This window comes from Desulfovibrio sp. SGI.169, from assembly GCF_050313595.1.
GTDB lineage: Bacteria > Desulfobacterota > Desulfovibrionia > Desulfovibrionales > Desulfovibrionaceae > Desulfovibrio.
The window spans coordinates 17,305-41,956 of the sequence record NZ_JBNPLS010000018.1 but is presented as its reverse complement, the minus strand read 5'-3'; the positions used below and the strand labels follow the sequence as shown (position 1 = coordinate 41,956).

General features: G+C 62.8%; 20 protein-coding genes and 1 pseudogene. 8 read left to right on the top strand and 13 right to left on the bottom strand.

Annotated features, from left to right (window positions below):
• Positions 1 to 89: 89 nt before the first annotated feature.
• The 7 genes from ACQRA4_RS09855 to xsc all read left to right on the top strand — a co-directional run bounded on the left by ACQRA4_RS09855 (position 90) and on the right by xsc (position 7,809).
• Positions 90 to 383, top strand: coding sequence for a helix-turn-helix domain-containing protein (locus tag ACQRA4_RS09855; RefSeq protein WP_427822901.1), 294 nt, complete (start codon positions 90 to 92; stop codon positions 381 to 383).
• Positions 384 to 503: 120 nt separating this feature from the next.
• Positions 504 to 2,015, top strand: a complete 1,512-nt coding sequence (locus ACQRA4_RS09850; protein ID WP_427822900.1) for a glutamate synthase-related protein — start codon at positions 504 to 506, stop codon at positions 2,013 to 2,015.
• A gap of 158 nt (positions 2,016 to 2,173) precedes the next feature.
• Entirely contained in the window at positions 2,174 to 3,178 is a 1,005-nt protein-coding gene (locus ACQRA4_RS09845; protein ID WP_427822899.1) for a methionine ABC transporter ATP-binding protein, read from the top strand.
• Entirely contained in the window at positions 3,171 to 3,833 is a 663-nt protein-coding gene (locus ACQRA4_RS09840; protein WP_427822898.1) for a methionine ABC transporter permease, read from the top strand. Before ACQRA4_RS09845 ends, ACQRA4_RS09840 begins: the two co-directional genes overlap by 8 nt.
• Before the next feature lie 54 nt (positions 3,834 to 3,887).
• Entirely contained in the window at positions 3,888 to 4,688 is an 801-nt protein-coding gene (locus tag ACQRA4_RS09835) for a MetQ/NlpA family ABC transporter substrate-binding protein (protein WP_427822897.1), read from the top strand.
• A 411-nt stretch (positions 4,689 to 5,099) separates the two neighbouring features.
• Positions 5,100 to 5,384: a hypothetical protein gene (locus tag ACQRA4_RS09830; RefSeq protein ID WP_427822896.1), complete on the top strand. Its 285-nt coding sequence runs from the start codon at positions 5,100 to 5,102 to the stop codon at positions 5,382 to 5,384.
• Between the two features lie 682 nt (positions 5,385 to 6,066).
• The gene (gene xsc, locus ACQRA4_RS09825; RefSeq protein WP_427822895.1) at positions 6,067 to 7,809 is read left to right on the top strand and encodes a sulfoacetaldehyde acetyltransferase; all 1,743 of its coding nucleotides are present in this window, start codon (positions 6,067 to 6,069) and stop codon (positions 7,807 to 7,809) included.
• 282 nt (positions 7,810 to 8,091) lie between these two features.
• On the opposite strand, the gene ACQRA4_RS09820 is transcribed toward xsc, so the two are convergent.
• The 12 genes and pseudogenes from ACQRA4_RS09820 to ACQRA4_RS09765 all read right to left on the bottom strand — a co-directional run bounded on the left by ACQRA4_RS09820 (position 8,092) and on the right by ACQRA4_RS09765 (position 21,458).
• Positions 8,092 to 9,504 (bottom strand): phospholipase D-like domain-containing protein, encoded by a 1,413-nt coding sequence (locus ACQRA4_RS09820; RefSeq protein ID WP_427822914.1) that lies wholly within the window; start codon positions 9,502 to 9,504, stop codon positions 8,092 to 8,094.
• Positions 9,505 to 9,645: 141 nt separating this feature from the next.
• Positions 9,646 to 10,080 (bottom strand): universal stress protein, encoded by a 435-nt coding sequence (locus tag ACQRA4_RS09815; protein ID WP_427822894.1) that lies wholly within the window; start codon positions 10,078 to 10,080, stop codon positions 9,646 to 9,648.
• A 231-nt stretch (positions 10,081 to 10,311) separates the two neighbouring features.
• Positions 10,312 to 10,487, bottom strand: a pseudogene (locus tag ACQRA4_RS09810) (transposase); the annotation flags it as partial.
• A 141-nt stretch (positions 10,488 to 10,628) separates the two neighbouring features.
• Complete coding sequence (locus ACQRA4_RS09805; protein ID WP_427822913.1) at positions 10,629 to 12,332, bottom strand: sigma 54-interacting transcriptional regulator; 1,704 nt, start codon at positions 12,330 to 12,332, stop codon at positions 10,629 to 10,631.
• A 383-nt stretch (positions 12,333 to 12,715) separates the two neighbouring features.
• Complete coding sequence (locus ACQRA4_RS09800; RefSeq protein ID WP_427822893.1) at positions 12,716 to 14,389, bottom strand: cytidine 5'-phosphate N-acetylneuraminic acid synthetase; 1,674 nt, start codon at positions 14,387 to 14,389, stop codon at positions 12,716 to 12,718.
• Between the two features lie 7 nt (positions 14,390 to 14,396).
• The gene (locus ACQRA4_RS09795) at positions 14,397 to 15,590 is read right to left on the bottom strand and encodes a DegT/DnrJ/EryC1/StrS family aminotransferase (protein ID WP_427822892.1); all 1,194 of its coding nucleotides are present in this window, start codon (positions 15,588 to 15,590) and stop codon (positions 14,397 to 14,399) included.
• A 96-nt stretch (positions 15,591 to 15,686) separates the two neighbouring features.
• Positions 15,687 to 16,571 (bottom strand): WcbI family polysaccharide biosynthesis putative acetyltransferase, encoded by an 885-nt coding sequence (locus tag ACQRA4_RS09790; RefSeq protein ID WP_427822891.1) that lies wholly within the window; start codon positions 16,569 to 16,571, stop codon positions 15,687 to 15,689.
• Positions 16,572 to 16,619: 48 nt separating this feature from the next.
• On the bottom strand, positions 16,620 to 17,699 hold the full coding sequence (locus tag ACQRA4_RS09785; protein ID WP_427822890.1) for an iron-containing alcohol dehydrogenase family protein: 1,080 nt from the start codon (positions 17,697 to 17,699) through the stop codon (positions 16,620 to 16,622).
• Positions 17,700 to 17,788: 89 nt separating this feature from the next.
• Complete coding sequence (locus ACQRA4_RS09780; RefSeq protein ID WP_427822889.1) at positions 17,789 to 18,241, bottom strand: DUF805 domain-containing protein; 453 nt, start codon at positions 18,239 to 18,241, stop codon at positions 17,789 to 17,791.
• 31 nt (positions 18,242 to 18,272) lie between these two features.
• Positions 18,273 to 19,130, bottom strand: coding sequence for a bifunctional methylenetetrahydrofolate dehydrogenase/methenyltetrahydrofolate cyclohydrolase FolD (gene folD / locus ACQRA4_RS09775; RefSeq protein ID WP_427822888.1), 858 nt, complete (start codon positions 19,128 to 19,130; stop codon positions 18,273 to 18,275).
• Positions 19,131 to 19,293: 163 nt separating this feature from the next.
• A complete protein-coding gene (eno, locus tag ACQRA4_RS09770) occupies positions 19,294 to 20,595 on the bottom strand; it encodes a phosphopyruvate hydratase (RefSeq protein ID WP_427822887.1) in 1,302 nt (433 codons plus the stop codon).
• Positions 20,596 to 20,666: 71 nt separating this feature from the next.
• On the bottom strand, positions 20,667 to 21,458 hold the full coding sequence (locus tag ACQRA4_RS09765; RefSeq protein WP_427822886.1) for a type III pantothenate kinase: 792 nt from the start codon (positions 21,456 to 21,458) through the stop codon (positions 20,667 to 20,669).
• A 286-nt stretch (positions 21,459 to 21,744) separates the two neighbouring features.
• Here ACQRA4_RS09765 and ACQRA4_RS09760 point away from each other — a divergent pair, with 286 nt between their 5' ends.
• On the top strand, positions 21,745 to 22,584 hold the full coding sequence (locus ACQRA4_RS09760; protein WP_427822885.1) for a sulfotransferase family 2 domain-containing protein: 840 nt from the start codon (positions 21,745 to 21,747) through the stop codon (positions 22,582 to 22,584).
• 17 nt (positions 22,585 to 22,601) lie between these two features.
• On the opposite strand, the gene ACQRA4_RS09755 is transcribed toward ACQRA4_RS09760, so the two are convergent.
• On the bottom strand, positions 22,602 to 24,266 hold the full coding sequence (locus ACQRA4_RS09755) for a translation initiation factor 2 (protein ID WP_427822884.1): 1,665 nt from the start codon (positions 24,264 to 24,266) through the stop codon (positions 22,602 to 22,604).
• Positions 24,267 to 24,652: the final 386 nt, after the last annotated feature.

Below are 24,652 nucleotides of genomic sequence, written 5' to 3'. Positions count from 1 at the left end.
GCCAATGCCGGTTTGAAGTTCATGTCCGCCTGATTAATATCCGTATAATCATACGGATATTCTGTCAAGGGCCGCGCTATGGTTCAGCTATGGAAAAGATTCCCACATTGCACTGGGCGACGGCTGCCGTGGTTCGTCGTCTGCGGCGCAGGGCCGGTCTTTCGCAAGGCCAGCTGGCCGGCCTGGCCGGGCTTTCCGAAGACTACATCTCCGGCATGGAGCGCGGCATCCAGTGCGGCTCGCTGACCGCCATAATGCATATAGCCTCGGCTTTGCGCATGGGGGCGGCGGAACTTGTGCACCTGATTGAAGCCGAAATGGCCGCCGGCCCCCGCCCGCCGGGACGGCGGGCGGGCAAGCCGCCCAGGCGGGAAGGGGAGTAGCAGGCTGAAATTCCGGGTAATTTCGCCAAAACCCCGGTTTCCTGTAAGGAAAAGATAGCGTATGCTGCCTTTCGCGTCGCGAGCCGCATTTCTCTTCCCCCAACCGCAAGGAGACGCGCCATGTCCTTTCATCCCGGCATCGCTTCCAGCTTTAACGAAACCAAAAACCGCAGCCGCAGCCTGTCGCCGCAAAGCGGCATGTGCGCCTTCTGCGACGCCGACTGCCCCGGCACTTGCGAAATCGGGCTGTCCGCCGTGCTGGGCGCGCAAAGCGTTTACCCCACCACCACGGGCAACAACCAGATCGCCTCGGAAAAGGATTATCCGCTGGACTATTCCCACTTCAACATCAACGGGCGCGTCTTCGGGGCGCGGGGCGTCCCGGCCGGGGCGGATCAGGCGGCCATTTTCAACGTCAGCCTTGAGCGCGCGCTGGGGCGGCGGCATCCGGTCAAAATCGCCCTGCCCGTGCTGCTGCCCGCCCTGCTGAAAATGAACTGGCAGGATTATTTTGCCGGGGCCGCCATGGCCGGGGTGTGCTGCGTCATCGGCGAGGGTTCGCCTTCCAAAGATCCCGCGCTGAAGACGCGCGACGGAAAAATTGCGGAATTTCCCTACCTGAATGAAATTATGGACGCCTTCCGCCGCTATTATCGGGGCTACGGCCAGATAGTCCTGCAGGCCAATTTTGAAGAGGACGCCCAGGGCCTGCCCGAATACGCCATCAGCCATTGCGGGGCGGAGGCCATTGAATTCAAGTTTGGCCAGTCCGCCAAGGGCACCCAGCCCGTAAGCCGGCTCAAGGATTATGCGGCCGCCCTGCAAAAAAAAGAGGCCGGGGCCCTGGTGCACCCTGACCCGACCGACCCGGCCATCCGGGCCGCGGCGGAGCGGGGCGAAGCGCCGAATTTCTATGTTTACGGCCGTCTGCCCATGTGGGATGAGGAATGCCTGATCCCGCGCATCGCCCGCCTGCGGGACATGGGCCTGAAGAACGTCTACTTCAAGATGACCGGCTTTGACCCCGTGGATATTGAACGCGTGCTGCGCATGGCTGCGGCGGCGGAAGTGGATGTGGTCACCTTTGACGGCGCGGGCGGCGGTTCGGGCTACAGCCCCTGCAAGATGATGAATGAATGGGGGCTGCCCGCCGCGCCCCTGCAAAGCGTGGTCTGCGGCATAGCGAGCCGCCTGCGCAGGGAGGGTCTGGAGCCGCCCTCCCTGGTCATTGCCGGCGGCTTCGCCACCGAGGATCAGGTATTCAAGGCGCTGGCGCTGGGCGCGCCGCATTTTCAGGCTGTGGGCCTCTGCCGCGCGGCCATGGCCGCCGCCAACAGCGCCAAAAAGGTGGGCGAACTCGTGGCGGTGGGCCACACGCCCGCGCATCTCAAAAAGTTCGGAGAGAGCAGGGAAGAGCTTTTCGCGGATCTGCCGGACCTCAGGCACATTTACGGCAAGAAGGCGGACAGTTTTTCCGCCGGGGCCATCGGCGTGTTCTCCTATCTCAACCGCATTGCCCTGGGGCTGCGCCATTTCGCGGCCCTGAACCGCAAGTTTGACGTGAATCTGCTGGGGCCGGACGACCTGATTCCGCTGACCCGCGAAGCCGGAGAGCTGCTGCGGGTGCGGTAGAAAGGCGTCTTTCTTTTGCCTTGCGAAGCGCGGCGGGGGGCCGGAAGCGCCCCGTCGCCTCTTTGCGCCCGCGGCGAAATATGCTATTCTGCTCGCTCCATTCCGACGGGGCTGCGCGCTCCCGTTTTCCGGAACGGCAGCGCCACGGCGGAGGCACTATGGCTGACGATCCCATTATCAGTATAGAAGGGCTGGAAAAACGCTTTTCCGGCAAAAATACCGATGTATTCGCCCTGCGCGGCATTGATCTTGCCATCGGCCGGGGGGAGATTTTCGGCATTATCGGCAAAAGCGGCGCGGGCAAATCCACCCTGGTGCGCTGCATCAACATGCTGGAGCGCCCCACGGGCGGCAGCGTCTTCTTTGAAGGCAGAGACCTCTGCCGTCTGTCCGACGCCGCGCTGCGCGAGGTCCGGCGCTCCATGGGCATGATTTTTCAGCAGTTCAACCTGCTCATGCAGCGCACGGCCCTGCAGAATGTCTGCTTTCCTCTGGAACTGACGGGCGCGCCCGGAGAGGAAAGCCGCAAACGGGCCGAGGAGCTGCTGGAAATGGTGGGTCTGGTCAACCGCATGCACGCCTACCCCTCCCAGCTTTCCGGCGGCCAGAAGCAGCGCGTGGCCATTGCCCGCGCCCTGGCCACCAGGCCGCGCGTGCTGCTCTGCGACGAGGCCACCTCGGCGCTGGACCCGGCCACCACGGATTCCATTCTCGCGCTCATCAAGGACATCAACACCCAGCTCGGCATCACGGCCGTGGTCATCACCCATGAAATGAGCGTCATTGAAAAGATATGCAGCCATGTGGCCATCATCAGCAAGGGCGTCATCGTCGAGCAGGGCCTGGTGGAAGAGGTCTTTTTTCATCCGCAAACCGAGGCGGCCCGCCGTCTGGTGCTGCCTGACGCCCTGCGCAGGCTGCCGCAGCCCCATCTGTACCGCCTGATTTTCAACGGGCGCTCCTCCTTTGAGCCGGTCATCGCCAACATGGTGCTGGAATGCGGCTGTCCGGTGAACATCATGTACGCCGACACCCGCGACATCAACGGCGTGGCTTTTGGCCAGATGGTGCTGCAACTGCCCGACCGGGAGGAATCCCGCGCGCGGATCATGGCCTATGCCAAAGCGCGCTCCATCATGCTGGAGGAGATGAAGCATGTTTGACCAGCAGACGATTGAAATGCTGCTTGTGGGCGTGTGGGACACGCTCTACATGACTGTGGTCGCCACATTTTTTTCCTATGTTTTCGGCATGGTCATGGGCGTGACGCTGGTCGCCTGCCGCAGGGACGGCATCCGCCCCAACGCCTTCGTGTACAGCGTGCTGGATGTGGTGGTGAACCTCACGCGCTCTTTCCCCTTTCTGATTCTGATGATCGCGGTCATTCCCTTCACGCGCTTTCTGGTGGGCACCACCATAGGCAACAACGCCACCGTGGTGCCGCTGGTGCTGGCCGCCGCGCCCTTTGTGGCCCGCCTGGTGGAATCCTCCCTGCTGGAAGTGGACAATGGCGTGGTGGAGGTGGCCCAAAGCATGGGCGCCAGCGCCTGGCAGATCATCGTCAAGGTTCTGCTGCCCGAAGCGCGGCCCTCGCTGATCAACGGCAGCGCCGTATCCGCCATCACCATTCTCGGCTATTCGGCCATGTCCGGGGCCGTGGGCGGCGGCGGGCTGGGCAAGCTGGCCATCATGTACGGCTACAACCGTTATCAGACCGACATCATGATCATCACGGTGGCGCTGCTGATCATCATCGTGCAGGCCTTCCAGAGTTTCGGCAACTGGGCCACGCGCCGCAGCGACAAGCGCGGCTCGTAGCCCCCCGCTCCGCGCGGCTCCACGCTTTCAACCTTTTACACAAGGACAGCATCCATGAAAAAACTGCTTCTGACGTTCGTCGCCCTGCTGGGCGCGCTTGCGCTGACCGGCGTCGCGCAGGCCGCCGCCACCATCACGGTGGGGGCCTCCCCCACACCCCATGCGGAAATCCTCGCCGAAGCCGCCAAGCTGCTCAAGCCGCAGGGCTATGAACTCAAGATCGTGGAATATTCCGACTATGTGCAGCCCAATATGGCTCTGGACAGCAAGGAGCTGGACGCCAACTACTTCCAGCACAAACCCTATCTGGACGACTTCAACGCCCAGAAAGGCGTCAACCTCGGCTCCCTGGGGCCGGTGCACTATGAGCCTTTCGGCATTTACGCGGGCAAGAGCAAGAGCCTCAAGAACCTCAGGGACGGCGCAATGGTGGCCGTGCCCAATGACGCCACCAACGAGGGCCGCGCCCTGCTGCTCATGCAGGACGAGGGCCTTGTCACGCTGAAAAAGGACGCCGGCCTGACCGCCACCCGCCGCGACATTGTGGAAAACCCCAAAAAACTCAGGATTGAGGAAATCGAGGCCGCCCAGCTGGTGCGCTCGCTGCCTGATGTGGATATCGCCATCATCAACGGCAATTACGCCATTCTTGGCGGCCTGAAAGTGGCCGACGCCCTGGCCGTGGAAGCCGCCGACTCCATGGCCGCCGCCACCTATGCCAATGTGCTGGCCATCCGCGCGGGGGACGAAAAGCGTCCTGAGCTTCAGGCCCTGTACAAGGCCCTCACCAGCCCCGAAGTGGCCGACTTCATGAAAAAGAAATACGGGGGGGCGGTGCTGCCCTCCGTGAAATAGGACATTTTTTGCATTGAAAACGTTCCGCCGGCTGCAAGAGCTGGCAGCGCGGCCAGCCCTCTCCGCTTCCGGGCGGATATGATCGCGGCCCGTGGCTGAACGTCACGGGCCGCTTTCGCATCTTTTGACAATGGCCCCGCACCGGCGCGCCGCAATGGAAGAGACTTTTCGCCGATTTGCAATGCGCGCGACAATGGGCTAACCATCGGACGCCGCCCGGCGAAACATGCAGCTGTGCCCGAAATACAAGGCAAGCGCGGAAAGCGCGCAATGAAGCCGGCGCGCTGGGCGATCAGGTGGAATCACTGGCGAAAAACCATCAGCGAAAAAGGCGGGAGTTTTCTTCTGCGCCGCCCCTGGCGCGGGCCGCGCGGTTTGCCGGGTGTCCCGCAGGCACAGGTAAGATAGCCCGTGAAGGATATCACTGAACTCATCATCAGCTTTTTGGGCCTGCTTGAGGCCGAAGGGCGGCTTTTGCGGCGCAATATCCTGCGCACTCTGCGCATGGCGCTGCTGTTTGCGCTGGGCCTGCTCTTCGGCGCGGCGGCGCTGGCTTTTCTTGTGGCGGCGCTGTACAAGGCGCTTTCCCATGTCCTGCACCCTGTCTGGGTGCTGTGCATTATGGGAGCGACCTGCGCGTGCATCGCCGGAGGCTTGTTGTGGATGTCGCTTCCCGGGAAAAAACGAACCCCGTAGAAGCGGCCGGACAGCCTTTGCGCCTGGCATCGGCCCGCTTTGCTCCCCCGGGCCTTGTTCGGGTCAGACCCTGTCAATGGGCTGTTGGTCAGGGGTGTCGCTGGTTGTGTTCCGCCACAATTACCCGTCAAAAACGGCCTTTTTCGCGCTGGCCGCGTCACCGCGCGATTTTTGTCGGTCATGTGCATGAGTACGCTCCCTCCCCAAAGCGCCCATTTGCCTGTCGGCGCAAAAAATGCCTGTTTTTTGGGTTCTTGTGCCGACAGCCCCCGCCCTTCGCTGCGTTTCGGACGGCGAGCGCGAAAATCTCCCTTTTTTACCGACAAACAAAAGCCATAACGCATTTTTTAGCAAGGTTTGAGCCTAAAAAGCTCCGAGCGCTGTCAGAGTGTTTGAAATTTCGGACAGTTCTGACGGACAGTGTATGAATATCCGGACGCTTTTTGGAGTCTTCTGACGCAAGTCAGCCTAAAGTTATCAAAAAAATCATATATTATAATAGGATATAAAATCAATTCCACCGGCACGCAATTTGCTGACTTCATCACAAATTATGTGTTCTCAAGGCCCAGTGGCCGCTCTTTTCTTTTGCCGCTTTCTCCGACATGCCGCGGCAAGGGGCAAAAGGGGCAGCGGCCACGAATCGCAAGCATTCAAACAGCGCGAAAGCAAAGGAGCGCCCATGCCTAAAATGACTCCCAGCGAGGCGATGGCCGAAGTTCTGGTGGAAGAAGGCGTCAAACACGTCAGCGGCATTCTCGGTTCCGCCTACATGGATCTGCTGGATCTCTTTCCGGCCGCGGGCATCGACTTCATCTCCGTGCGTCACGAGCAGACCGCCGGTCACATGGAAGACGCCTTCTGCCGCATGACCGGCAAGGCCGGCGTGGTCATCGGCCAGAACGGCCCCGGCATCACCAACTATGTGACCGCCGTGGCCACCGCCAACATGGCCCACACTCCCATGATCATCATTTCGCCCAGCGCCGGTTCCGCCTCCGTGGGCTGGGACGGCTTTCAGGAATGCGATACCTGGAACCTGTTCAAGCCCATCACCAAGGCTTCCCTGCGCGTGCCGCACCCCAACCGCGCCGGCGACATTCTGCGCACCGCTTTCCGCGCCGCCTACGCCATGCGCGGCCCCGTGCTGGTGGACGTGCCCCGCGACTACTTCTACGGCGAGCTCAATGAAGAAATTCTGAAACCCTCCCAGTACCGCGTCGCCCCCGGCGGCATCGGCAACCCGGAAATGTTCAAGCACGCCGTTGAAGTGCTCAGGAACGCCAAAAACCCCGTGATTGTGGCCGGTCGCGGCGTGGTGGACGCCGACTGCGTGGAGACGGTGAAAGCCCTGGCCGAGCACATCGGCGCGCCCGTGGCCTGCAGCTACCTGCACAACGACGCCTTCCCGGCGGATCATCCGCTGTGGTGCGGCCCCATCGGCTACATGGGCTCCCATGCCGCCATGCGCCTTATGGAAAAGGCCGACGTCATCCTGGCCATCGGCAGCCGCCTGTCCTACTTTGGCACTCTGCCCCAGGACGGCATCAACTACTTCCCCAAGACGGCCAAGATTGTCCAGATCGACATCAACCCCATGCACATCGCCAAGACCCACCCCATCACCGTGGGCCTGTGCGCCGACGCCAGGGACGCCTCCGAAGAGCTGTACAAGCAACTGCGTGACGCCATGCCCAAGAAGGACATCACCGCCGTTGCCAACAAGGTCAAGGAAGAGCTGGCCATCTGGCGGAAAGAAATCGACGAGATCGCCAACGAGCCCGTGATGGAAGGCCGCCTGCATCCCCGCAAGGCCCTGGAAGTGGTCGGCAAGTTCATTTACGACAATGACGCCATCGCCACCACCGACATCGGCAACACATCCTCCACGGCCAACAGCTACCTGCGCTTCCGTAATCCGAAACGCGATATCGCCACGCTGACCTTCGGCAACACCGGCTTTGCCTATCAGGCCGCTCTGGGCGCGCAGCTCGCCTGCCCGGACAAGCCGGTAGTCTCCATCGCCGGCGACGGCGCCTGGGGCATGAGCCTGTTTGAAGTGCCCACCGCCTGCCAGTTCAACCTGCCGGTCATTGCCACCGTGTACAACAACGGGGCCTGGTGCGCGGAAAAGAAGAATCAGGTGGACTTCTACAATAACCGTTTTGTGGGCGCGGACATCTGGTCCAAATCCTACGCCAAGATCGCCGAAGCCATGGGCGCCGACGGCTATACCGTCAATACCCAGGCCGACCTGGCCAACGCGCTGGAAACCGCCTATAAGAACCGCCGCCCGGCCGTCATCGAAATCATGACCGACGGCACACGCCTTGCGCCGCCCTTCCGCCGCGACGCTCTGGCGCTGCCCACCCGCTTCCTGCCCAAGTACGAAAAGCTGGACAAGAAGTACTTCCCCCACATCTGACTGACGCAACGCGTCCCCGCCCTCAGGGCGGGGACGCCGCATGAAGCCCTTTTTGCGCCGCACAGCCCATATCGGGCCTGTGCGGGCCGTTATTATGGATTGGGCGGGCGCTGCCGCATGCCCGCGCCGGGCCGCGTGGAAGCCATCGCGGCCCTGAGGGGCAAGGCGTCAGGCTCGGCTCCTGCGCCGGCTACAGCCGGGACATGATGGCGCGCGGCGGCGGGAATCCGGCATGCCACAGGGACATTTTGAAGAAGAAACGGGGGCCGCAAGCGCCCCGGGCTACAGATAGGGCGAAAAAATCCAGCAGGCCGCGTTGCGCAGCTTGACCGGCAGAGACTGGCGTTTCAGAGTGTCGAGCGTGATTTCATGGCCGAGGCTGATGGCTTCGTCCATATGCCCGGCCAGCAGATCATGAAACTCCGGGTCAAAAACTTCCATATTCAGCTCAAAATTCAGGCGCAGGCTGCGGGCGTCCAGATTGGCCGAGCCGATCTGGCTGTAATAACCGTCCACGGCCAGCAGCTTGGTATGGGTGAAGGGCGGCGGCTGATGCCATATCCGCACGCCGGCGTTGAGCAGCGTCGGCAGCAGGCGAAAGGTGGCCCAATGCACATAGGGCAGGTTGTTTCTGGCCGGAAGCGTCACGCGCACATCCACGCCGCGCTGACCCGCCGAGCGCAGGCTGGCCGTGAGCTCATGCGTGGGCAGGAAGTACGGAGTCATGATCCGCACGCTGCGCCGTGCCTCGTTGACGGCACCGCAAAAAAGGTCGTTGAGCGTATCCGTATCGTTGCCGGGGCCGTCCATGACGATGCGGCAGTGGCTTTTGCCTCTGGCCTGGCAGGAGCCGGGCGGCAACGGCGTGTATTCGCCGGTGCAGAAGCCCCAGTTGAGCAGGAAGGCGCGCCGCAAATGATTGACGATGGGCCCCAGACAGCGAAAATGCATGTCGCGCACGCAGCTTTTCCGGCCGCTCTGAATATTGTCGTCGGAAATGTTCATGCCGCCGGTAAAGCCCATGTCGTCACAGACCAGAACCTTGCGGTGGTTGCGCAGATTGATGCCCAGATTGGGCGGCAGGAGCTTGGGCGGCAGGAACAGCGCCGCCTTGACGCCCCGAGCCGCGAGTTTTTTCCAGGGTTTGCGCCAGGAGTAAAGCGCGCCGATGCCGTCCACCAGCACGCGCACATCCACGCCGCGCGCGGCGGCGGCGCTCAGCGCTTCAATAAAGGCCGAGCCTGTATGCCCGGCGTTAAAGATGTAGGTAGCCAGAAACACATGGCTGCGCGCCGCGTTTATGGCGTCCAGCATGGCCGGGTAGGCCTCGTCGCCGTTGAGCAGGGGGCTGAGCGCATTGCCGCCGCAAAGATGCTGATGGGTCAGGCTGTGGCCCAGATGCGCCATGCGGACAATATGTTCCGGCACCCGTTCCGGCGGCTCCGCGGGGCAGGCCGGGTGCGCGTATTCCGGCTCCCGGGCGGCCCGCTGGCGCATGATTTTTTCGGCCCGGCTCTGGGCGCGACTGATGCCGAAAAGCATATAGAGCAACGGCCCCAGCACGGGCAGCAGCAGGGCCGTGACGATCCAGCCCAGGGCCGAGCGCGGATCGCGCTTGGTCAGCAGGGCATGACAAACCGCCACCCAGGAAAGAACGTGCGCCGCCAGCAGGGCCAGCGTTTCCAGCAAAAGCATCACGGGGCGCGCACCGTTTTCGCGCCGTCGCCGCCGGCGGGCCGGAGCGGGCGACAGGCGCGGCCACGCCGCCGTCGCGACGCCGTATCAGCACAATTCATGTTTGGGGACATGTCGCCAATGAACGACGAGGTTCATTGCTCATCGCTCAGCCGAATGACGCACGGCCAGAAGAGCGACATCCGTATTGCGCAGCACGCGCTCGGTAATGGAGCCAATCAGCATATCGCCCAGACCGTCGCGCCCGTCGGTGAACATGACGATCAGGTCCGCGTTCTCCTCATGGGCCACGCGCACGATGGCTTCAGCCGGGTTGCCTTCTTCCACGCGGGTGCGGAAGCTGATTCCGGCCTTTTCCAGCGTTTCAATGTGCGGGCAAAGCAGGGTCAGACCCTTGGCGGCTTCCTCGCGTTTCATCTCGGCATGGGCTTCGCCGCCCACAATCTGCGACAGCGGCTCCGTGGCGTGCAGCAGGATGATCTCGCCGGAGCACAGGCCCATGGCGTGCTTGAGCGCCTTCTGGGCGCGCTGGCCGTGTTTTTTGCCGCTCACCGGCAAAAGAATTTTCTTGTACATGCTTACTCCTTGTTTGCCCCGGTGACAGTATTTCTGACAGGGCGGCCTTATTTTCGCATGTCGGCGCTCTTTGCGCAAGTCTTCGCCCCGACTCAAACAGGGCCGCCGGGCTTGCGCGGATTTTCCGCCCCGCTCATTGCCCGGTCAAACGTCATGTCGCGCAAGGGCATGCCGATGCCGCCGGAAGTTCGATCGGGAGTCGCATTTTACGAGCACTGCCAGTATATATGGCGGATAAGTTTTGCGGTGGCTTGTATCTATCATAAGCCATTCAAAATCAGGCTCAGCAATGATCGCTTCCAGAAGACGCTCCCAAACTCCGCGATCTTTCCAGCGACAAAATCGGCGATGAGAATTTTTTCAATCCCCATAATCTGGGGCAGGTTCCGCCACGGAGCGCCAGTTCTTCATATCCCCAAAAAGTATAATAAACAGACTGTTATCCCTTTCAGGGCGGCCAACAAGCCTTTACTCGCCTGACAGTGAGCTTGCATGTTTTTCCAAAACCAATCAGAAATATCGCGCAAACTTCTTGTAATTTTGCGATATTATCTGATGCTCCCGGCGGATACAAGGCCAAGACGGCGCATCCGTTTCCAGAGGGTGGCGCGGGAAATGCCCAGCGCCGCCGCGGTTCTGCCCCTGTGCCAATGGTGCCGCTGCAGCGCGGCCACAAGCTCCTCGCCTTCCGCTGTGTTCCCCGGGTCGTTCCGCGTTTCTCCCCGCCCCGTACTGCCTGTCAGCAACGCTTCGTCCGACAGCAGATCCCTCTCCCTGATAAGCGCGCCGGAGCACATGGTGTGTGCCCGCTCCAGCACATGAAGCATTTCGCGCACATTGCCGTGCCAGGTGCGGCGGCGTAACGCTTCCAGGGCGTCGGCTGAAAGGCGCGCTCCTACTTTGGCGGCCCAGGAACGCGCGATAAGAGCCGCATCGTCCTCGCGTCGTTCGAGGGGCGGAAGAACAAGAATGAGCGTATTGATGCGATAGAACAGATCCGCGCGAAACGTCCCGGCGCGCATCATGTGCAGCAGGTTGCGGTTGGTGGCGCAGATCACGCGCACATCCACGGCTACGAAATGCGCTCCCCCAAGCCGGGTGACCACCTTATCCTGAAGCACGCGCAGAAGCCGCGCCTGCACCGCGGGCGCCATTTCGCCGATCTCGTCAAGAAAGAGGGTTCCTTTGTCCGCCAACTCAAAAAGGCCGGGCTTTCCGCCACGACGGGCACTGGTGAACGCGCCCTCCTCATACCCAAAAAGCTCGCTTTCCAGGAGATGCTCCGAGAGCGAAGCGCAGTTGATGGAAATGAACGGCGCCTGCGCCCTGGCGCTTTGGGCATGGATGCCCTGCGCAAACATCTCCTTGCCGGTGCCGGTTTCGCCCACAATGAGCACCGGCGCCTCGCTGGCGGCGAAACGCGCCGCGCGGTTGCGCGTCTCGCGCAGGGCCGCGCTTTCGCCGAGGATGTCCTCTAGGGTGAAGACGGAACGCAATTCGCGCACCAGATGTTTCTGGCGCACCTTGCGCTCCTTTTTCTGGATATCGGCCACCGTGCTGAGTGACACGATGAAGCCGTGCAGATCGTTTTGAATGGTGATTTTGCGCTGTTCAAAAAGAAATTCCCGTCCCAGGGCGTCCGTGAGCAGGGTCGGCTCGCAACGCTCGCCCGGACAGGCAAAGCAGCAGCCAGGGTCAATGTCGGGGAAAAGCTCGGAGAGCGCCGTGCCGGTCAGGTCCGAGGCAACGGCGGCAAAGGTCTGGGCGGCGGAAGCATTGGCGTAGGTGATGGTCAGATCGGCGTCGCAATACATGATGATATTGGGATTGGTGTCCAGAATGGTGCGGATGAAGTCATTGCGCGCCGCGCTGATGCTGTGGATGGCGAGCATGGACCTGGCGTCCGCGAAGGTCTGCCAGACCACCTCGCGGTTTTCCGCCAGCAGGGGGATGCCCTGAAAGCCCTTTTTCCGCGCGCGGCCGATGAGCCCGATGCCGCCGATGAGCAGCTCAATGCCGAGCCTGCGCGCCTCGTCCAGGGCATCGTCCAGCTCATCCCGATCCTCCACCTCAAGCCGATACCCCTTGATGCCGAGCAGCCGGGCGATCTTGTCGAACTTGCCGCCCTGTCCGGGAAAGCACAGATGGCCCACGGCCCGTCCGGTATTTTGGTATGGAAGCAGCGTCTCGAAAAAATTTTCGGCCGAATAGCCGATGGAAAGAATGGGCACCGTTGTCCTTGAACGGAGAATACGCTCGGTATATGAGGCCGCTCTTGCCCTCTGTCACTGAGCGGCTTCTCCCGCTCGACAAGGGCGCGGCGGCAGCATGCCCTGATTGGCTCTCGGCTTGTTCGCAGAACTCCGCGGCGTCGCCGCCAAAAGCGTGAGCCTGGGCGTATTGTAATGCAAGCGCGACATGGCGCTGCTGGCCGGCTTGCCGCATTTCTCTGAGCTGCGCGACTGGATGGATGGGAATTTTTTGACTTTGAAACGCGTCGGGCGGAAGGCGGACGCCGCTCACAACCCGGAAATTCAGGAACATCCGGCTTTTCCCGGCGCGGGTCGGCCAGAGGCGGGGCGAAAACGGAACATGCGCGGGGCGCTGACCAACGCGCCGCATTGGGCCGTGGCGCTTATGCCTCGTCCCTGTCCAGCAGGTTCAGCATAAGATCCACCACCCGCGCCTTGTTGGCCGTGAAGTTCAGCCGGTTCTGGCGCGCCCAGAAGCGCGCCCGCCGGTTCTGCTTGAGCATGGCCAGAAAGACGTTGCGAATTTTCGCATCATCCACGCGGTCCATGAGGCCCAGAAAGGCAAAGCCGTTGCGTGGCCGGGCAAAGGTGTGCCGCGCCTCGCGTTCGTGGTGGGCCAGCACCATGCCGGGCACGCGCATGTGCGCCAACTCGTAGACCGTGCGTCCGGCCGAACAGATGGCCAGGTCCGCCCCTTCCATCATGCGGCTCATGACGTTGGTGGCCCAGGTGAAGCTCACCAGGGGATTTTCCAGCGCGCGCAAGTGGGCCTCCATGGATTCCTTGTGGGCGTAGCCCGGCCCGGCCACCACCCGGATGGCGATGCCGTAGGCCCGGCAAATGGGTTCGATGATGTCCAGCGCCCGGCGCGAGCAGTCCCGCTGATCCGTGCCGCCGAAGGTGATCAGCACGGTGCGCGTTTCAGGCCGCAGAGGGTTGCGCGTCGCGCCCACGAATTCGTCGCGCAGGCAGAAATAGTCCGGCCCGCAGCGCAGGCGCTCCGTGCTCTGGCCGCTTTCGTACAGAGCGTTGACCACCAGGTGGGCCAGTTCCGCGCCCGGCCCCTCGTCCTCAAAGTTGACGCAACGCGCGCCGCTCGCGCGCAGGCTCTCCATATAGGCTGTGCCGGTATTCAGAAAGTCGTTGACCACCAGGTCAGGGCGCAGGGCCAGCACCGTATGGGCCAGGTCTTCGTCTCCCTGGCGGACGATGCGGTATTCCTTGCGGGCGACGCTTTCCACTGCCAGTTCGCTTTCACGGGTGCAGACAAAGGTGATTTTGTGGCTGGTGATTTCGTGGGCCAGCATGAGGGCGCGAAAGACGTGCCCCATGCCGATGGCCGGATAACCGGCCACCACAAAAACCACATGCCGCCGCCGCAGCAGGCGCTCACAGATCCACCAGTCCTGATAAGACTGGATTTCAATGGACCGATCATTGAGAAAATAGGGGATAATTTTGCCGGAACGCCGGATCGGAGGCCGGAGAGGGGCCGGGGCGGCGTCCGTTCCCGCGCCTTCCCGCAGCAGGGCCAAGCGCAGAATGATCAGAGCCCGGCTTTCCACCAGAAACCGTTCCTCGCCGCCGTCCGCGCCGCCGGCGCTGTGCAGCAGGCTTTCCAGGCTGTCGCCGCGCACATTCCAGATGCGCTGACGCACGCTCTTCACCGTGATCAGACTGTCGGCTCCGGCCTCCAGATATTTTTTCCAGGCGTCTTCCACATCCACCCAGGTCAGCAGCGGACAGGAGGCGCGCAGAATGATGCAATGCTCGTAGCGCCCGGCCAGTTCGTCCAGCAGGTCGCGCATCTCGGTCACAATGTCCAGACTGGTGAAGCGCAGGTCCTTGTTCCGGTGAAAGCCCACGCCCGCCCGTTCGCAGATCAGCGAAATTTCCTGACTGTCGGTGAGCGCGATGATGTCCTCGCCGGGCGCCACGGCGCGCGCCGTGTGGATGGCCCGCTCCATCAGCGTGACCCCGGCCAGCTTTTTGACCAGCTGGTCGGGGATGACAGCGTTTTTCTTGACGGCCGGAATGACGATGCAGCGTTCTTTCACCGTGGCCCTACCCCCGGCGCAATGCGGTCAGAACCTCGCGCGTGGCCGTCAGCATATAGTTGAAATCCTCCTCGCTCAGCCAGTGCTGGAAGGGGAAGGAAACCATGCTGTCAAAAAAGGCGTCCGCATTGGGGCAATGCGCCGCGCCATAGCCCAGACGCCGATAATAGTCGTAGCGGTCAAGCGGAATATACTGCGCCACGCATTTGACGCCTTTTTCTTCAAACATGGCGCGCATGAAGCGGTCGCGCATCTCCGGGCCGGCGGTCATGCGCGCGGTCAGCAGATGGTAATTGTGGCGGCGGTTGTCCACGCGGTGAAATTCCAGCTCGGGAAAGTCGGCCAGAGCGTCTATGAAGCGCAGGGCGCGGGCCCGCTTTTCGTCGTTGATCCGGTCGATGCGCTCCAGCAGTTTCGCGCCCAGCGCGCATTCCACTTCGCCCAGGCAGTAGTTGTTGGGCATGAGCATGTCGCCGCCCAGCATGGGCACATCCACATTGCCCATGGCCGGCTTCCAGTAGTCCGGGCGCTCGAAGCCGTAGGCGCAGTGCCCGTTGTGGCGCAGGGCGGGCGTCACGGCGGCCAGCTCCGGGTCGCGCACATAGAGCATGCCGCCTTCGCCCAGGGTTGTCAGGTTTTTGTGCGAGTGGAAGGAAAACACGGCCATGTCCCCGAAGCTGCCCGCCTTTCTGCCGTCCACCTCCGCGCCGATGGCCTGGGCCGCGTCTTCAATGAGAATCAGGCGGCGCTCCTTGCAGAGCGCCGCTATGGCGGGCATGTCAGCCACATAACCGTAAAGATGAACCGCCACCACGGCCTTGGTTTGGGGCGTCAGAACCTTTTCAATGCTCGCGGGGGTGACCACGCGGGTGAGCGGATCCACATCGGCCCAGACCAGACGCGCCCCCTTTTTCTGATAGGGATAGGCCGAGGCCGTAAAGGTGTGCGAGGGAATGACCACTTCCTCCCCCGGCTTGAAGCGGCAGAGCTGGGCCGACATTTCAAGGGCCGCGCAGCCGTTCATGGTGGTGAAGCAGGAGCCCTCGGCCACACCCTGGTAGCGCGCGAATTTACTTTCAAATTCGCGCATGTAACGCCCCTGGGTCAGAGGATCGGCGTTGCGCATGGCCTCCACGACCACGGCGATTTCCTCTTCCGTATAGCGGATGGCGCGTCCGCTGAAATTGACCTTGATGTCCATATGCGAATCCTCCCGGATAATGCCGGGAACGAAGGCGCGCCGTCTGTTCCGCGGCGGGCCCTGCCCGGCGGAGCCTGCCTGTGGCTCCGAAACATTTCATGTGGCGGAGCGCTCGCCTGTTTTTCCCGCCATGGCGCGCAACGCGGCTTCAAAAACATGCGGATGAAAATCATAATAGGTGTAATAGCCGGCGGCCGCGTCCTCAATGCTTACCTGTTTTCCCCCCACATGAAAGCATTCCCGCCCGGGAAAGGCAAACAGGTTGTGATGACGGGTGATGATGGGCCATCTGTTGAAGCCGAAGCTCCAGGGGCCGTTGCGTATTTCCCGCAGGGCCGCTTCGCGCGTGACGCCCAGCCCCAGCGCGCCCAGCATGCCGGCGAACAGCCAGGCCAGCATGCGCTCGCCGGGGTGGTTCCAGGTGTAAAACAGGGCCTCGCGGGCGTATTCCCGGCGCGCCAGCTCCAGAGTGCCCAGCGTCACGTCCTGTTCCCGTCTGGCGTATACCTCCCAGGTGCGCTCCAGGGCCCGGCGCGCCGCGGGGGCCCTGAACAGCCCGTGGTTGATGTACACTTCGGCCACTTCTTCCAGGGGCAGGCCGGCGGAACGGCACTGCACAATGACGCGGCTGTGCCATTCCAGCGGCGGCGGAAAACGCTCTTCAGCGCCCCCGCCGGGCACATGCAGCACATCGGGGAAATACGCCTCGAAGTTGGGGGCGGAGAAGGTGATCAGCCGTTCTTTCAGCAGGGGTCGCAGGCGCGCGGTATTGCACGCGCCATAGCTGAACAGGGGCTGACTGAACACCATATCGCAACGCGCCGCCCGCGCGGCCAGCGCGTCGCTTTCAGCCCCGACCCGCACCCGCTGGATCACAGGCGCGGGGAGGACATGCCATTTTCCGCGCAACGCCTCGTGCCCGGCCAGCAGCCCGGCCAGGCGTTCCGCCACGCAATTGCCCAGCACCATCAGCGCGCGCACGCCGCCGCTCCCGCGTCATGGCCGGCTGCGCCCGCCGGGGGCCGCCGCCTACATTCTTTTGAAACGCTCAATGACGTTTTCTTTGGTGAGAATTTTTTTGAAGTCCGGCCCCAGACGGTTGGCCAGCGGCTTTTCGTGAACGATGCTGGCTTCATACAGGGCCGTGTACTGCGCGTCGGTGAGGCCGCGGCAGATGCCCTTGGGCAGGTCGATGCCCTGACGCTCGATCATGGTCATGAAATCCCGGTATTCCGCGGGATAGATGTCTTCCTGCACGGACAGGGCATAACAGTTGGCCAGGCCGTGGCGCATGCGCAGCACCATGCTCAGGCCCGCCGAAACGGGATGCACCACGCCCACAAAACCGGCGGCCATGCCGCCCAGGAAGGAGGCTATCATCAGCAGTTCGCGGTTTTCATCGCTCATCATGTCGCTGGAGAGAAAGACCCGCTTGCAGATGTCGATGGCCTTTTCAGCCAGAGAATCCACCACCACATTGCGGTAGGAGCCGGAAAGGCTTTCAAAGCAGTGCATGTAGGTGTCAATGCCCGTGTAGAAATACTGGTTGCGCGGCACGCTGGCGGTCAGGTCCGGGTCCAGAAGCACCTGATCGAACATGGTGTAATCGCTGTTCATGCCCAGTTTGAGATTTTTGGCTTCGTTGCAGATGATGCCGGTGCGCGAGGTTTCCGAACCCGTGCCGGAGAGGGTGGGCACGGCGATTTTGTAGGGCGCGGGATGCCTGACCAGCTCCCAGCCCTGATAGTCTTCGGCCTTGCCGGGATTGGTCAGCAGGTTGCCCACGCATTTGCAGGTGTCCAGCGTGGAGCCGCCGCCGAAAGCCAGCAGGGCGCAGGGGGTTTTGCCGTCCAGAAACTCTCTGACCCTGGCGGCGTAGCCGTCCACGCTGTCCGTGGTGGGTTCGTCCGAGGTGTCCACATAGACCACCAGATCCCATTGTTCCACGGGCAGACGATCCGCCAGATTCTTGCCCTCAAAGCAATGATCCAGAAAAAAAACGGCCGGTCCGTCCTGCGCTTCGCGGCGGGAGTTCAGCAGATCGCCCAGCTGGGCCAGCGCGCCCTTGCCTATCATATAATAGCCGATATTTTTCGCATTGCGGTACATGGGTATCCTCACAGCATGGAGATGATTTCGGGCCATACGCCAAGACGTCCGTTCTGGCAAGAGGGGGCCGGAAGGCAAGGCCGCGCGGGTTATTCGGCCCCGCGCTTTTCCGCCGCCAGGGGGTCCGGGCCGAAGCGGTTGGGGCCCGCCGTGCCCGGCATGGACAGAATGGCCAGATAACAGAGACACATGGACAGCGAGAGCAGCGTCGACGTCGGGCCGGCCTCGCCGCCGGGCGCGCCCCGCCCCAGCAGCCAGAGCAGCAGGCTGACGATGGGAATCAGCAGCCACCAGCCGCGCAGATTGCGGTCGTGCAGGCGGCGCGCCGTAACCCCCAGATTGGGCGGCAGCAGGGCCAGGGAAACCAGAAAGTTCAGACCCATGGCTGTTTCGCGCGGCAAGGGCGAAAGCAGAAGCGTGGCTCCGAAATTGATCAGGCCGATGCAGAGCGAGAACCACCAGAACTCCGAACGCGAAGCGCGGCCCCGGAAGCAGCAGTATTTATCCTTCAGGCAGACGCGGACAGCCTCCACAAAGGTCATGATTCCTCCTTCCGGCGGCGGGCCGCGGCTTTCAGGCCGTGCGGCCGCGCCAGGACTGAACGGTGTTTTTGAGCAGCATGGCGATGGTCATGGGCCCCACGCCGCCGGGCGCCGGCGTAATGGCGCGGGCTTTGGCGCTCACGCCCGCGAAGTCCGCGTCGCCGCAAAGCCCTCCGGGCGTGCGGTTGATGCCCACGTCAATGACCACCGCGCCTTCGCGCACCATGTCGGCGGTGATGAAACGGGGGCGGCCCACAGCCAGAAAGAGAAAATCCGCGCTGCGGCATTCCGCCGCCAGATCGTCAGTGTGCGAATGGCAAACCGTCACCGTGGCGTTGGCGTAGTCGCCGGGCCGGGCCAGAAGCATTGCCAGCGGCTTGCCCACGATGTTTGAACGGCCCACCACCACGGCCTTTTTGCCCGCGGGCGAGAGGTCGTAGCGCCGCAAAAGCTCCATGACGCCGGCGGGCGTGCAGGAAATGAAGCCCGGCAGCCCCAGGGAGAGCCGCCCCACGTTTTCGGGGTGAAAGCCGTCCACATCCTTGGCCGGATCAATGGCCAGCAGGCAAGCCTGGGCGTCCAGCCCCTTTGGCAGGGGCAGTTGCAGCAGAATGCCGTCCACATCCGGCCGGGCGTTGCATTCATGGATCAGGGCCAGCAATTCATGCTGGCCGACGCCCGCGGGCAGATGGTAGGGAAAGGAAACAATGCCCGTCTCGGCGCAGGCCCGTTCCTTGTTGCGCACATAGACTTCCGACGCCGGGTCGGCGCCCACCAGAACGACCGCCAGGCCCGGCGCGCGGCGGCCCCGGGCGCGGGCGGCGCTGATTTCTTCCCTGAGTTCCGCGCGGATGACGCGGGCCGTCTCCTTGCCGTCAATCAGAAGCATGCTTTTCTCCGGCCTTGGGGTTCAAAACGGATGATACTGGAAATTTTCACGCTGAAAATGCCCCGCCGCCTGCGCTGGCGCAAGAGTTCCGCACACGCGACCGATCTCCCTGGAAGGGTGAGGCGGCCCGCGCCGGCCAGCGACGCGGGACGCCTGATGGAGTTTAGTCTTTGTTGCCGCCCGGCGCGTAATATTCGGCCAGCATGGGGCCGAAGAACTCGGCCGCGTCGTCCAGCTCTTCTTCAATGCGCAACAGCTGGTTGTACTTGGCCATGCGTTCGGAACGGCAGAGCGAGCCGGTCTTGATCTGCCCGGCGTTGACGCCCACGGCCAGGTCAGCGATGAAGCTGTCTTCGGTTTCGCCGGAACGGTGCGAAATCACGGTGGTGTAGGCCGCCTCCTTGGCCATCTCGATGGTGTCCAGGGTTTCGGTTACCGTGCCGATCTGGTTCAGCTTGATCAGAATGGAATTGCCCACGCCCTCGGCAATGCCTTCGGCCAGAATGGAGGGATTGGTCACAAACACATCGTCGCCCACCAGCTGCACGCTTTCGCCCAGGCTGGCGGTGAGCATGCCCCAGCCGTCCCAGTCGCCCTCGGCCATGCCGTCTTCGATGGAGATCAGGGGATACTTGCGGGTAAATTCCGCCAGCCATTCGCCCATTTCGGCATTGGTGAAGGTTTTGCCCTCGCCCTTGAGCACATATTTGCCGTCCTGGTAAAATTCGGAAGAGGCCGCGTCAATGGCCAGGGCCACTTCAGCGCCGGGGTTGTAGCCGGCTTCTTCAATGGCACGCATGATGTAGGTGAAGGCCTCGTCGTGATTTTTCAGATTGGGGGCGAAGCCGCCCTCGTCACCCACGCTGGTCACATGGCCGTCGGCCTTCAGAATCTGCTGAAGGGCGTGGAAGATTTCCGCGCCCATGCGCAGGGAATCGCGGAAGGTCATGGCCCCGACGGGCATGATCATGAATTCCTGAATGTCCAGATTGTTGGGCGCGTGCGCGCCGCCGTTGATGATGTTCATCATGGGCGCGGGCAGCACCTTGGCGTTGATGCCGCCGAGATACTTGTAAAGCGGCAGGCCCAGAAAAGAGGACGCGGCCCGCGCGCAGGCCATGGACACGCCCAGCATGGCGTTGGCGCCCAGACGGGACTTGTTGTCCGTGCCGTCCAGGTCTATGAGGTTGTTGTCAATCTGCACCTGGCGCAAGACATCCATGCCCAGCAGCGCCTCGGCTATCTCGCCGTTGACGTGCTCCACGGCTTTGGTCACGCCTTTGCCGCCGTAGCGTTTTTTATCGCCGTCGCGCATTTCCAGGGCCTCGCGGCTGCCTGTGGATGCGCCGGACGGCACGGCCGCGCGGGCGTTGATGCCCGACTCCAGGGTGACTTCCACTTCCACGGTGGGGTTGCCGCGCGAATCCAAAATTTCACGACCGAAAACAGAGGCAATGCTGCTCATATCAGCTCCTTTGCGTATCTTTATGGTGCATGCGCATGTCGATCCGGGCGCGCCAAAGGCGCGCGGCGGCCTCAGAGACTGTCCCGTTCCTCATAATACAGACGCCGCAGGCCCTCCAGCAGCAGGGCTGGCAGCACCTGGTCAAAGACCGGACTCACCCTGGCGATGGAAGCGGCAAAACCGCCCGTGGCCAGCACCTTGACCGGGCCGGGCATCTGCCGTTTGAGCCGCTGGCTCAGGCCCTCAACCATGCAGACAAAACCAAACACCAGACCGTGCTGGATGCTGGTGGTGGTGTCCCGCCCCGGCGCGGGCTCCCGCGCGCGGATATCCAGATTGACCCTGGGCAGTTTGGCGGCCTCGCGCGACAGGGCGGCCAGGGCCGTGGCCGGGCCGGGAAAAATCAGCCCGCCCAGATAGGCCTGGCCGCTCACGCAGTCGAACGTCACGGCGGTGCCGAAGTCCACCACCAGCAGAGAGGCGGCGTCCGGGCAGAGACGGCGGGCGGCGAAGGCCCCCACCAGCCGATCCGCGCCCACTTCGGAAGGCCGTTCATAACGGTTTTCCAGCGGAATGGGCAGGTCATCGGGCGCGCAGCGCAGGGGGCGGTCCAGATAGCGGGCCACGGCCTCGCGCAGCAGCGGGTCAAAACCCGGCACCACCGATGAGGCCACGCATGCCTGAAGGTTCGCCGCCTCCGTGCCGGCATGCCGCAACAGGCCAAGCAGGGTGAGCCCCAGGCTGTCCGGGGTATGTCCGATATTGGCCGGCAGCGTGTAGGAGGTCAGCACGCGCCGCTCATTGGCCAGCCCCACCTTGATGGAGGTGTTGCCTATGTCGAAGAGCAGAAGTTCCGGCCGCATGGGCGCCTCCGCGTCGGCGTGAAAACCGGAGTGCAGAAGTTATTTCATAAATTGGTCTGAAATGACCTCTCACGCCGGATGAAAGTCCGGCGAGGCGCGCAAAGCGCCGCGAACGAGTCAAAAAACCGCGTTTTTGCGAATACCTTTCATGCGTTGCCCAGGGGGGAAGCGTGAAAGGCGTTCCAGAAACGAAAGTATGCCGGATTCGTGCGGCGGAGGCAAGTGCAAGGCCGAGCGCTTGCGGGGCGGCCCGCAAGCGGCGTATACTGTTTTTCGGAGAGCCCTCATGGATGAAATTCTCTTTTTTCTGCACCTGCCGCGCACGGCCGGCACCACGCTGAACGCCATTCTGCGCGAAAATTTTCCGCCCGAAGCCGTCCTGAGCGTCTATGCCAGAGAGGACTACCAGCGCTGCCGCATGCTGGACGCCGATGTGCTGGAGCGCATCCGGCTCATTGAGGGGCATCTGAATCCTGAAAGTTTCGAGCCGCCCCGGCTGTACGGCCGCCCGCTGCGCATGTTCACCCTGTTGCGCGACCCTCTGGAGCGCCTTGTTTCGGAATACGTCTTTCAGAAAACCTGGCCCTCCAATCATCTTTACGCCTATCTCAATGAAAACGGGATCAGCTTTCAGGAATATCTTGCCAGCGACGCTCCCTTGCTGAAATTCCGGGGCAAAAACTTCGTCAGTCACTGCCTGGCGGGCGTGTTCGCGCAGGACAGGGATATGGACGAGGTGCTGACCCTGGCCAAAAAGCACCTGCGGGAAAGCTTCTGCCTTGTGGGCATTCAGGAGCGCTTTGACGAAAGCCTTCTGCTGCTGGCCGGGGAAATCGGCCTGAGCAAGCTTTATTATGAACGGAGGAACATGCTGCGGCCGGGCGCCGCCGCGGAAATCACCGACGAGGACCGCGCCCTGGCCGCTGATATGAACAGCGCCGACATGGAGCTTTACGCCTTTGCGCGTGATTTGTTTGAGCAGCGCGTGCGGGCGGCGGGCCCGGCTTTCGCGGCCCGCTTGCGAGAATTTCGCTTTTTGAACAAAAAATACCAGAAAATGTGCGCCATGCTGGATAAAAGCCTGCTGGGCGAGGCCACAGGGCCCATTCTCAAGCCCAAGGCCTGAGCAGGCGAAACGCGTGTTCAGCGCCGCCGCGCGATGAACCAGCCCCCGCTTTTCCAGAGCACGTCTCCGTGGGGCTCCACCAGCGGTCTGTCCTGCGGACGGCGGCTCAACAGCCAGGGCGCCCCCGAAGCCAGCCAGGCGTCAAGATATCCCGTGGGGCTCTGACGCATCAGGGCATGGTAACGCAGCCAGTCGCGGCAGCCCCGCACATCCTTGTTGTAGAAAAATATATAGCCGTCCTTGAAGGCATGCGCCGCGGGCCGCAGAGCCAGATAGCGCGCGGCCATGGCGTCGGCGTCGTTGTCGCTGAACACCGCTTCGCCAGGCGGCACAAGCCGGGCCAGAACGTCCAGGGCCTCGCGGCGTGTGGCGGCGGCACGCAGGGCGTCCATCGCGTCATCCCGCAGCGGCAGCGGCAGGCCGGTCAGCCGCGACAGCGTATACTGGGCGGCCATGTGCTGGCGGTCATGGCTCAGCAGCAGCACCGTCAGCATGGCGCAGCCGGCCAGCGCCGCGCGCCCGGCATGCGGCAGGCCGGGCCAGAAACAGGCCAGCGCGCCCACGATCATCAGCCAGGAAAGCGGCGTCAGAAAACGCAGGCCGCGCACCAACTCATGCCCCAGGGGCAGGCGGCCGATCTCCGGCGCAAAGCGGGATTCGGCCCATGAAAAAAGCACAACCAGCGCAAGGGCCAGCACAAAGGCCGGATACATGGCGGCCAGGCGCCGCGCCTGTTCACCGCCGCGCCGCCGCACCATCAGCCAGCCCGCCAGCCCGCCGCAGAGCAGGGGCAATACCGGATTGGAAAAACTGACCATCTGGAGCAGGCGTTCGCCCAGGCGGCCGTAATCCTCCTGCCAGCGCAGGCTGAACAATTCCTGAAAAACGGCCATGTCCGCCGGGCTGAAGGCCTGGGCCTGAGTCAGCGATGGCCAGAGAAAAGCCAGCACCGGCGTGAAATAGGCCGCCAGGCACAACGCGCAGTTGCCCAGATGCGCGCGCAGTCTTTGCCCTTGCGGGCGGTGCAGGGCAAAAGCCAGAAAGAACATGGCCCCGGTATTCAGGGCGCTGATGCCGTGTACCCACATGCACAGGCCAGCGGCCAGCATGGCCAGTGGCCTCAGAACCGGCCGCTCCCACGCGGCCAGAGCCGCCAGCAGCAGAAAGGGCCAGAGCGAGGCGAAAAAAACGCGCGGAATGGGATCTGAGTGCGCGATGCCCCAGAATGTGCCCCAACCCACCCAGACGGTGATGCCCATCAGCAGGGGCAGCAGAGCGGACAAGGCCGGGCTGCCGAACAGCCGGCGGCCCGCCAGATACCAGCCCGCGTAAAAAACAAAAACAGCCAGGGCCCCGGCCCGGAACAGACCCCGCACATAATCGTCGCCCGGAGTCAGCAGCCCCGCCGCGAAGCGTTCCAGATTCCAGATGCTGTTGGCCGGCGTGATTTCGCGCAACACGGGGTCAGCGGCGAACAGTTCCGGATGGGCAGCCCCGGCCATGCCCTGGGCGTAGGTGGCAAGATCGCTGTCCAGATGCGCGCCTCCGGCGGAAATGGTCAGTACGCCCTGCAGGGCGGCCCAGGCATAGCAGGCCGCCAGCATCAGGCACAATGCATCCCAGAACCAGCGGCGGCGCGCTGAACCGGACTGAGCAAGCGCGGGGGCGGACGTGCGTGGCATAACACCGTACCGGCATTTAAGGTGAGAGAAGGCCGTTCAGGGCATTTTCAAGGCGAAAATGTCGCCGCTGACGGCTGGCGCGAAACGCGCGCCGCCTGTCGGCGTGTTCTATGCCCATGCGGGCGCGTCAGGGTTTGTCGGCACTCAATACAGCGGCATAGCGCGAAAGTAAAGAAAACGCTGATTAGAACGTTTTTTTACCCTTGCGGAGCAAGGCCGGCCGCAAGTCGTGAAGAGGGGAATTTGCCTTTCCAGGTTAATGGGGAAGCTGACGCGTCTTTCCCCAAATGGAGCCGATTTGTCCGCAGAACAACGCAGCGGCTTCTAGAGCGGTTTGGTAATGAAATTATCCAGGCCGCCCTGGCGACATCGCTGGCTGGAGCCCG

Coding starts and splice junctions, on each gene's coding strand:
- ACQRA4_RS09855 (WP_427822901.1), top strand. CDS start 90: ATGGAAAAGATTCCCACATTGCACTGGGCGACGGCTGCCGTGGTTCGT.
- ACQRA4_RS09850 (WP_427822900.1), top strand. CDS start 504: ATGTCCTTTCATCCCGGCATCGCTTCCAGCTTTAACGAAACCAAAAAC.
- ACQRA4_RS09845 (WP_427822899.1), top strand. CDS start 2,174: ATGGCTGACGATCCCATTATCAGTATAGAAGGGCTGGAAAAACGCTTT.
- ACQRA4_RS09840 (WP_427822898.1), top strand. CDS start 3,171: ATGTTTGACCAGCAGACGATTGAAATGCTGCTTGTGGGCGTGTGGGAC.
- ACQRA4_RS09835 (WP_427822897.1), top strand. CDS start 3,888: ATGAAAAAACTGCTTCTGACGTTCGTCGCCCTGCTGGGCGCGCTTGCG.
- xsc (WP_427822895.1), top strand. CDS start 6,067: ATGCCTAAAATGACTCCCAGCGAGGCGATGGCCGAAGTTCTGGTGGAA.
- ACQRA4_RS09820 (WP_427822914.1), bottom strand. CDS start 9,504: ATGCTTTTGCTGGAAACGCTGGCCCTGCTGGCGGCGCACGTTCTTTCC.
- ACQRA4_RS09815 (WP_427822894.1), bottom strand. CDS start 10,080: ATGTACAAGAAAATTCTTTTGCCGGTGAGCGGCAAAAAACACGGCCAG.
- ACQRA4_RS09795 (WP_427822892.1), bottom strand. CDS start 15,590: ATGGACATCAAGGTCAATTTCAGCGGACGCGCCATCCGCTATACGGAA.
- ACQRA4_RS09785 (WP_427822890.1), bottom strand. CDS start 17,699: ATGTACCGCAATGCGAAAAATATCGGCTATTATATGATAGGCAAGGGC.
- ACQRA4_RS09780 (WP_427822889.1), bottom strand. CDS start 18,241: ATGACCTTTGTGGAGGCTGTCCGCGTCTGCCTGAAGGATAAATACTGC.
- folD (WP_427822888.1), bottom strand. CDS start 19,130: ATGCTTCTGATTGACGGCAAGGAGACGGCCCGCGTCATCCGCGCGGAA.
- eno (WP_427822887.1), bottom strand. CDS start 20,595: ATGAGCAGCATTGCCTCTGTTTTCGGTCGTGAAATTTTGGATTCGCGC.
- ACQRA4_RS09765 (WP_427822886.1), bottom strand. CDS start 21,458: ATGCGGCCGGAACTTCTGCTCTTCGACATAGGCAACACCTCCATCAAG.
- ACQRA4_RS09760 (WP_427822885.1), top strand. CDS start 21,745: ATGGATGAAATTCTCTTTTTTCTGCACCTGCCGCGCACGGCCGGCACC.
- ACQRA4_RS09755 (WP_427822884.1), bottom strand. CDS start 24,266: ATGCCACGCACGTCCGCCCCCGCGCTTGCTCAGTCCGGTTCAGCGCGC.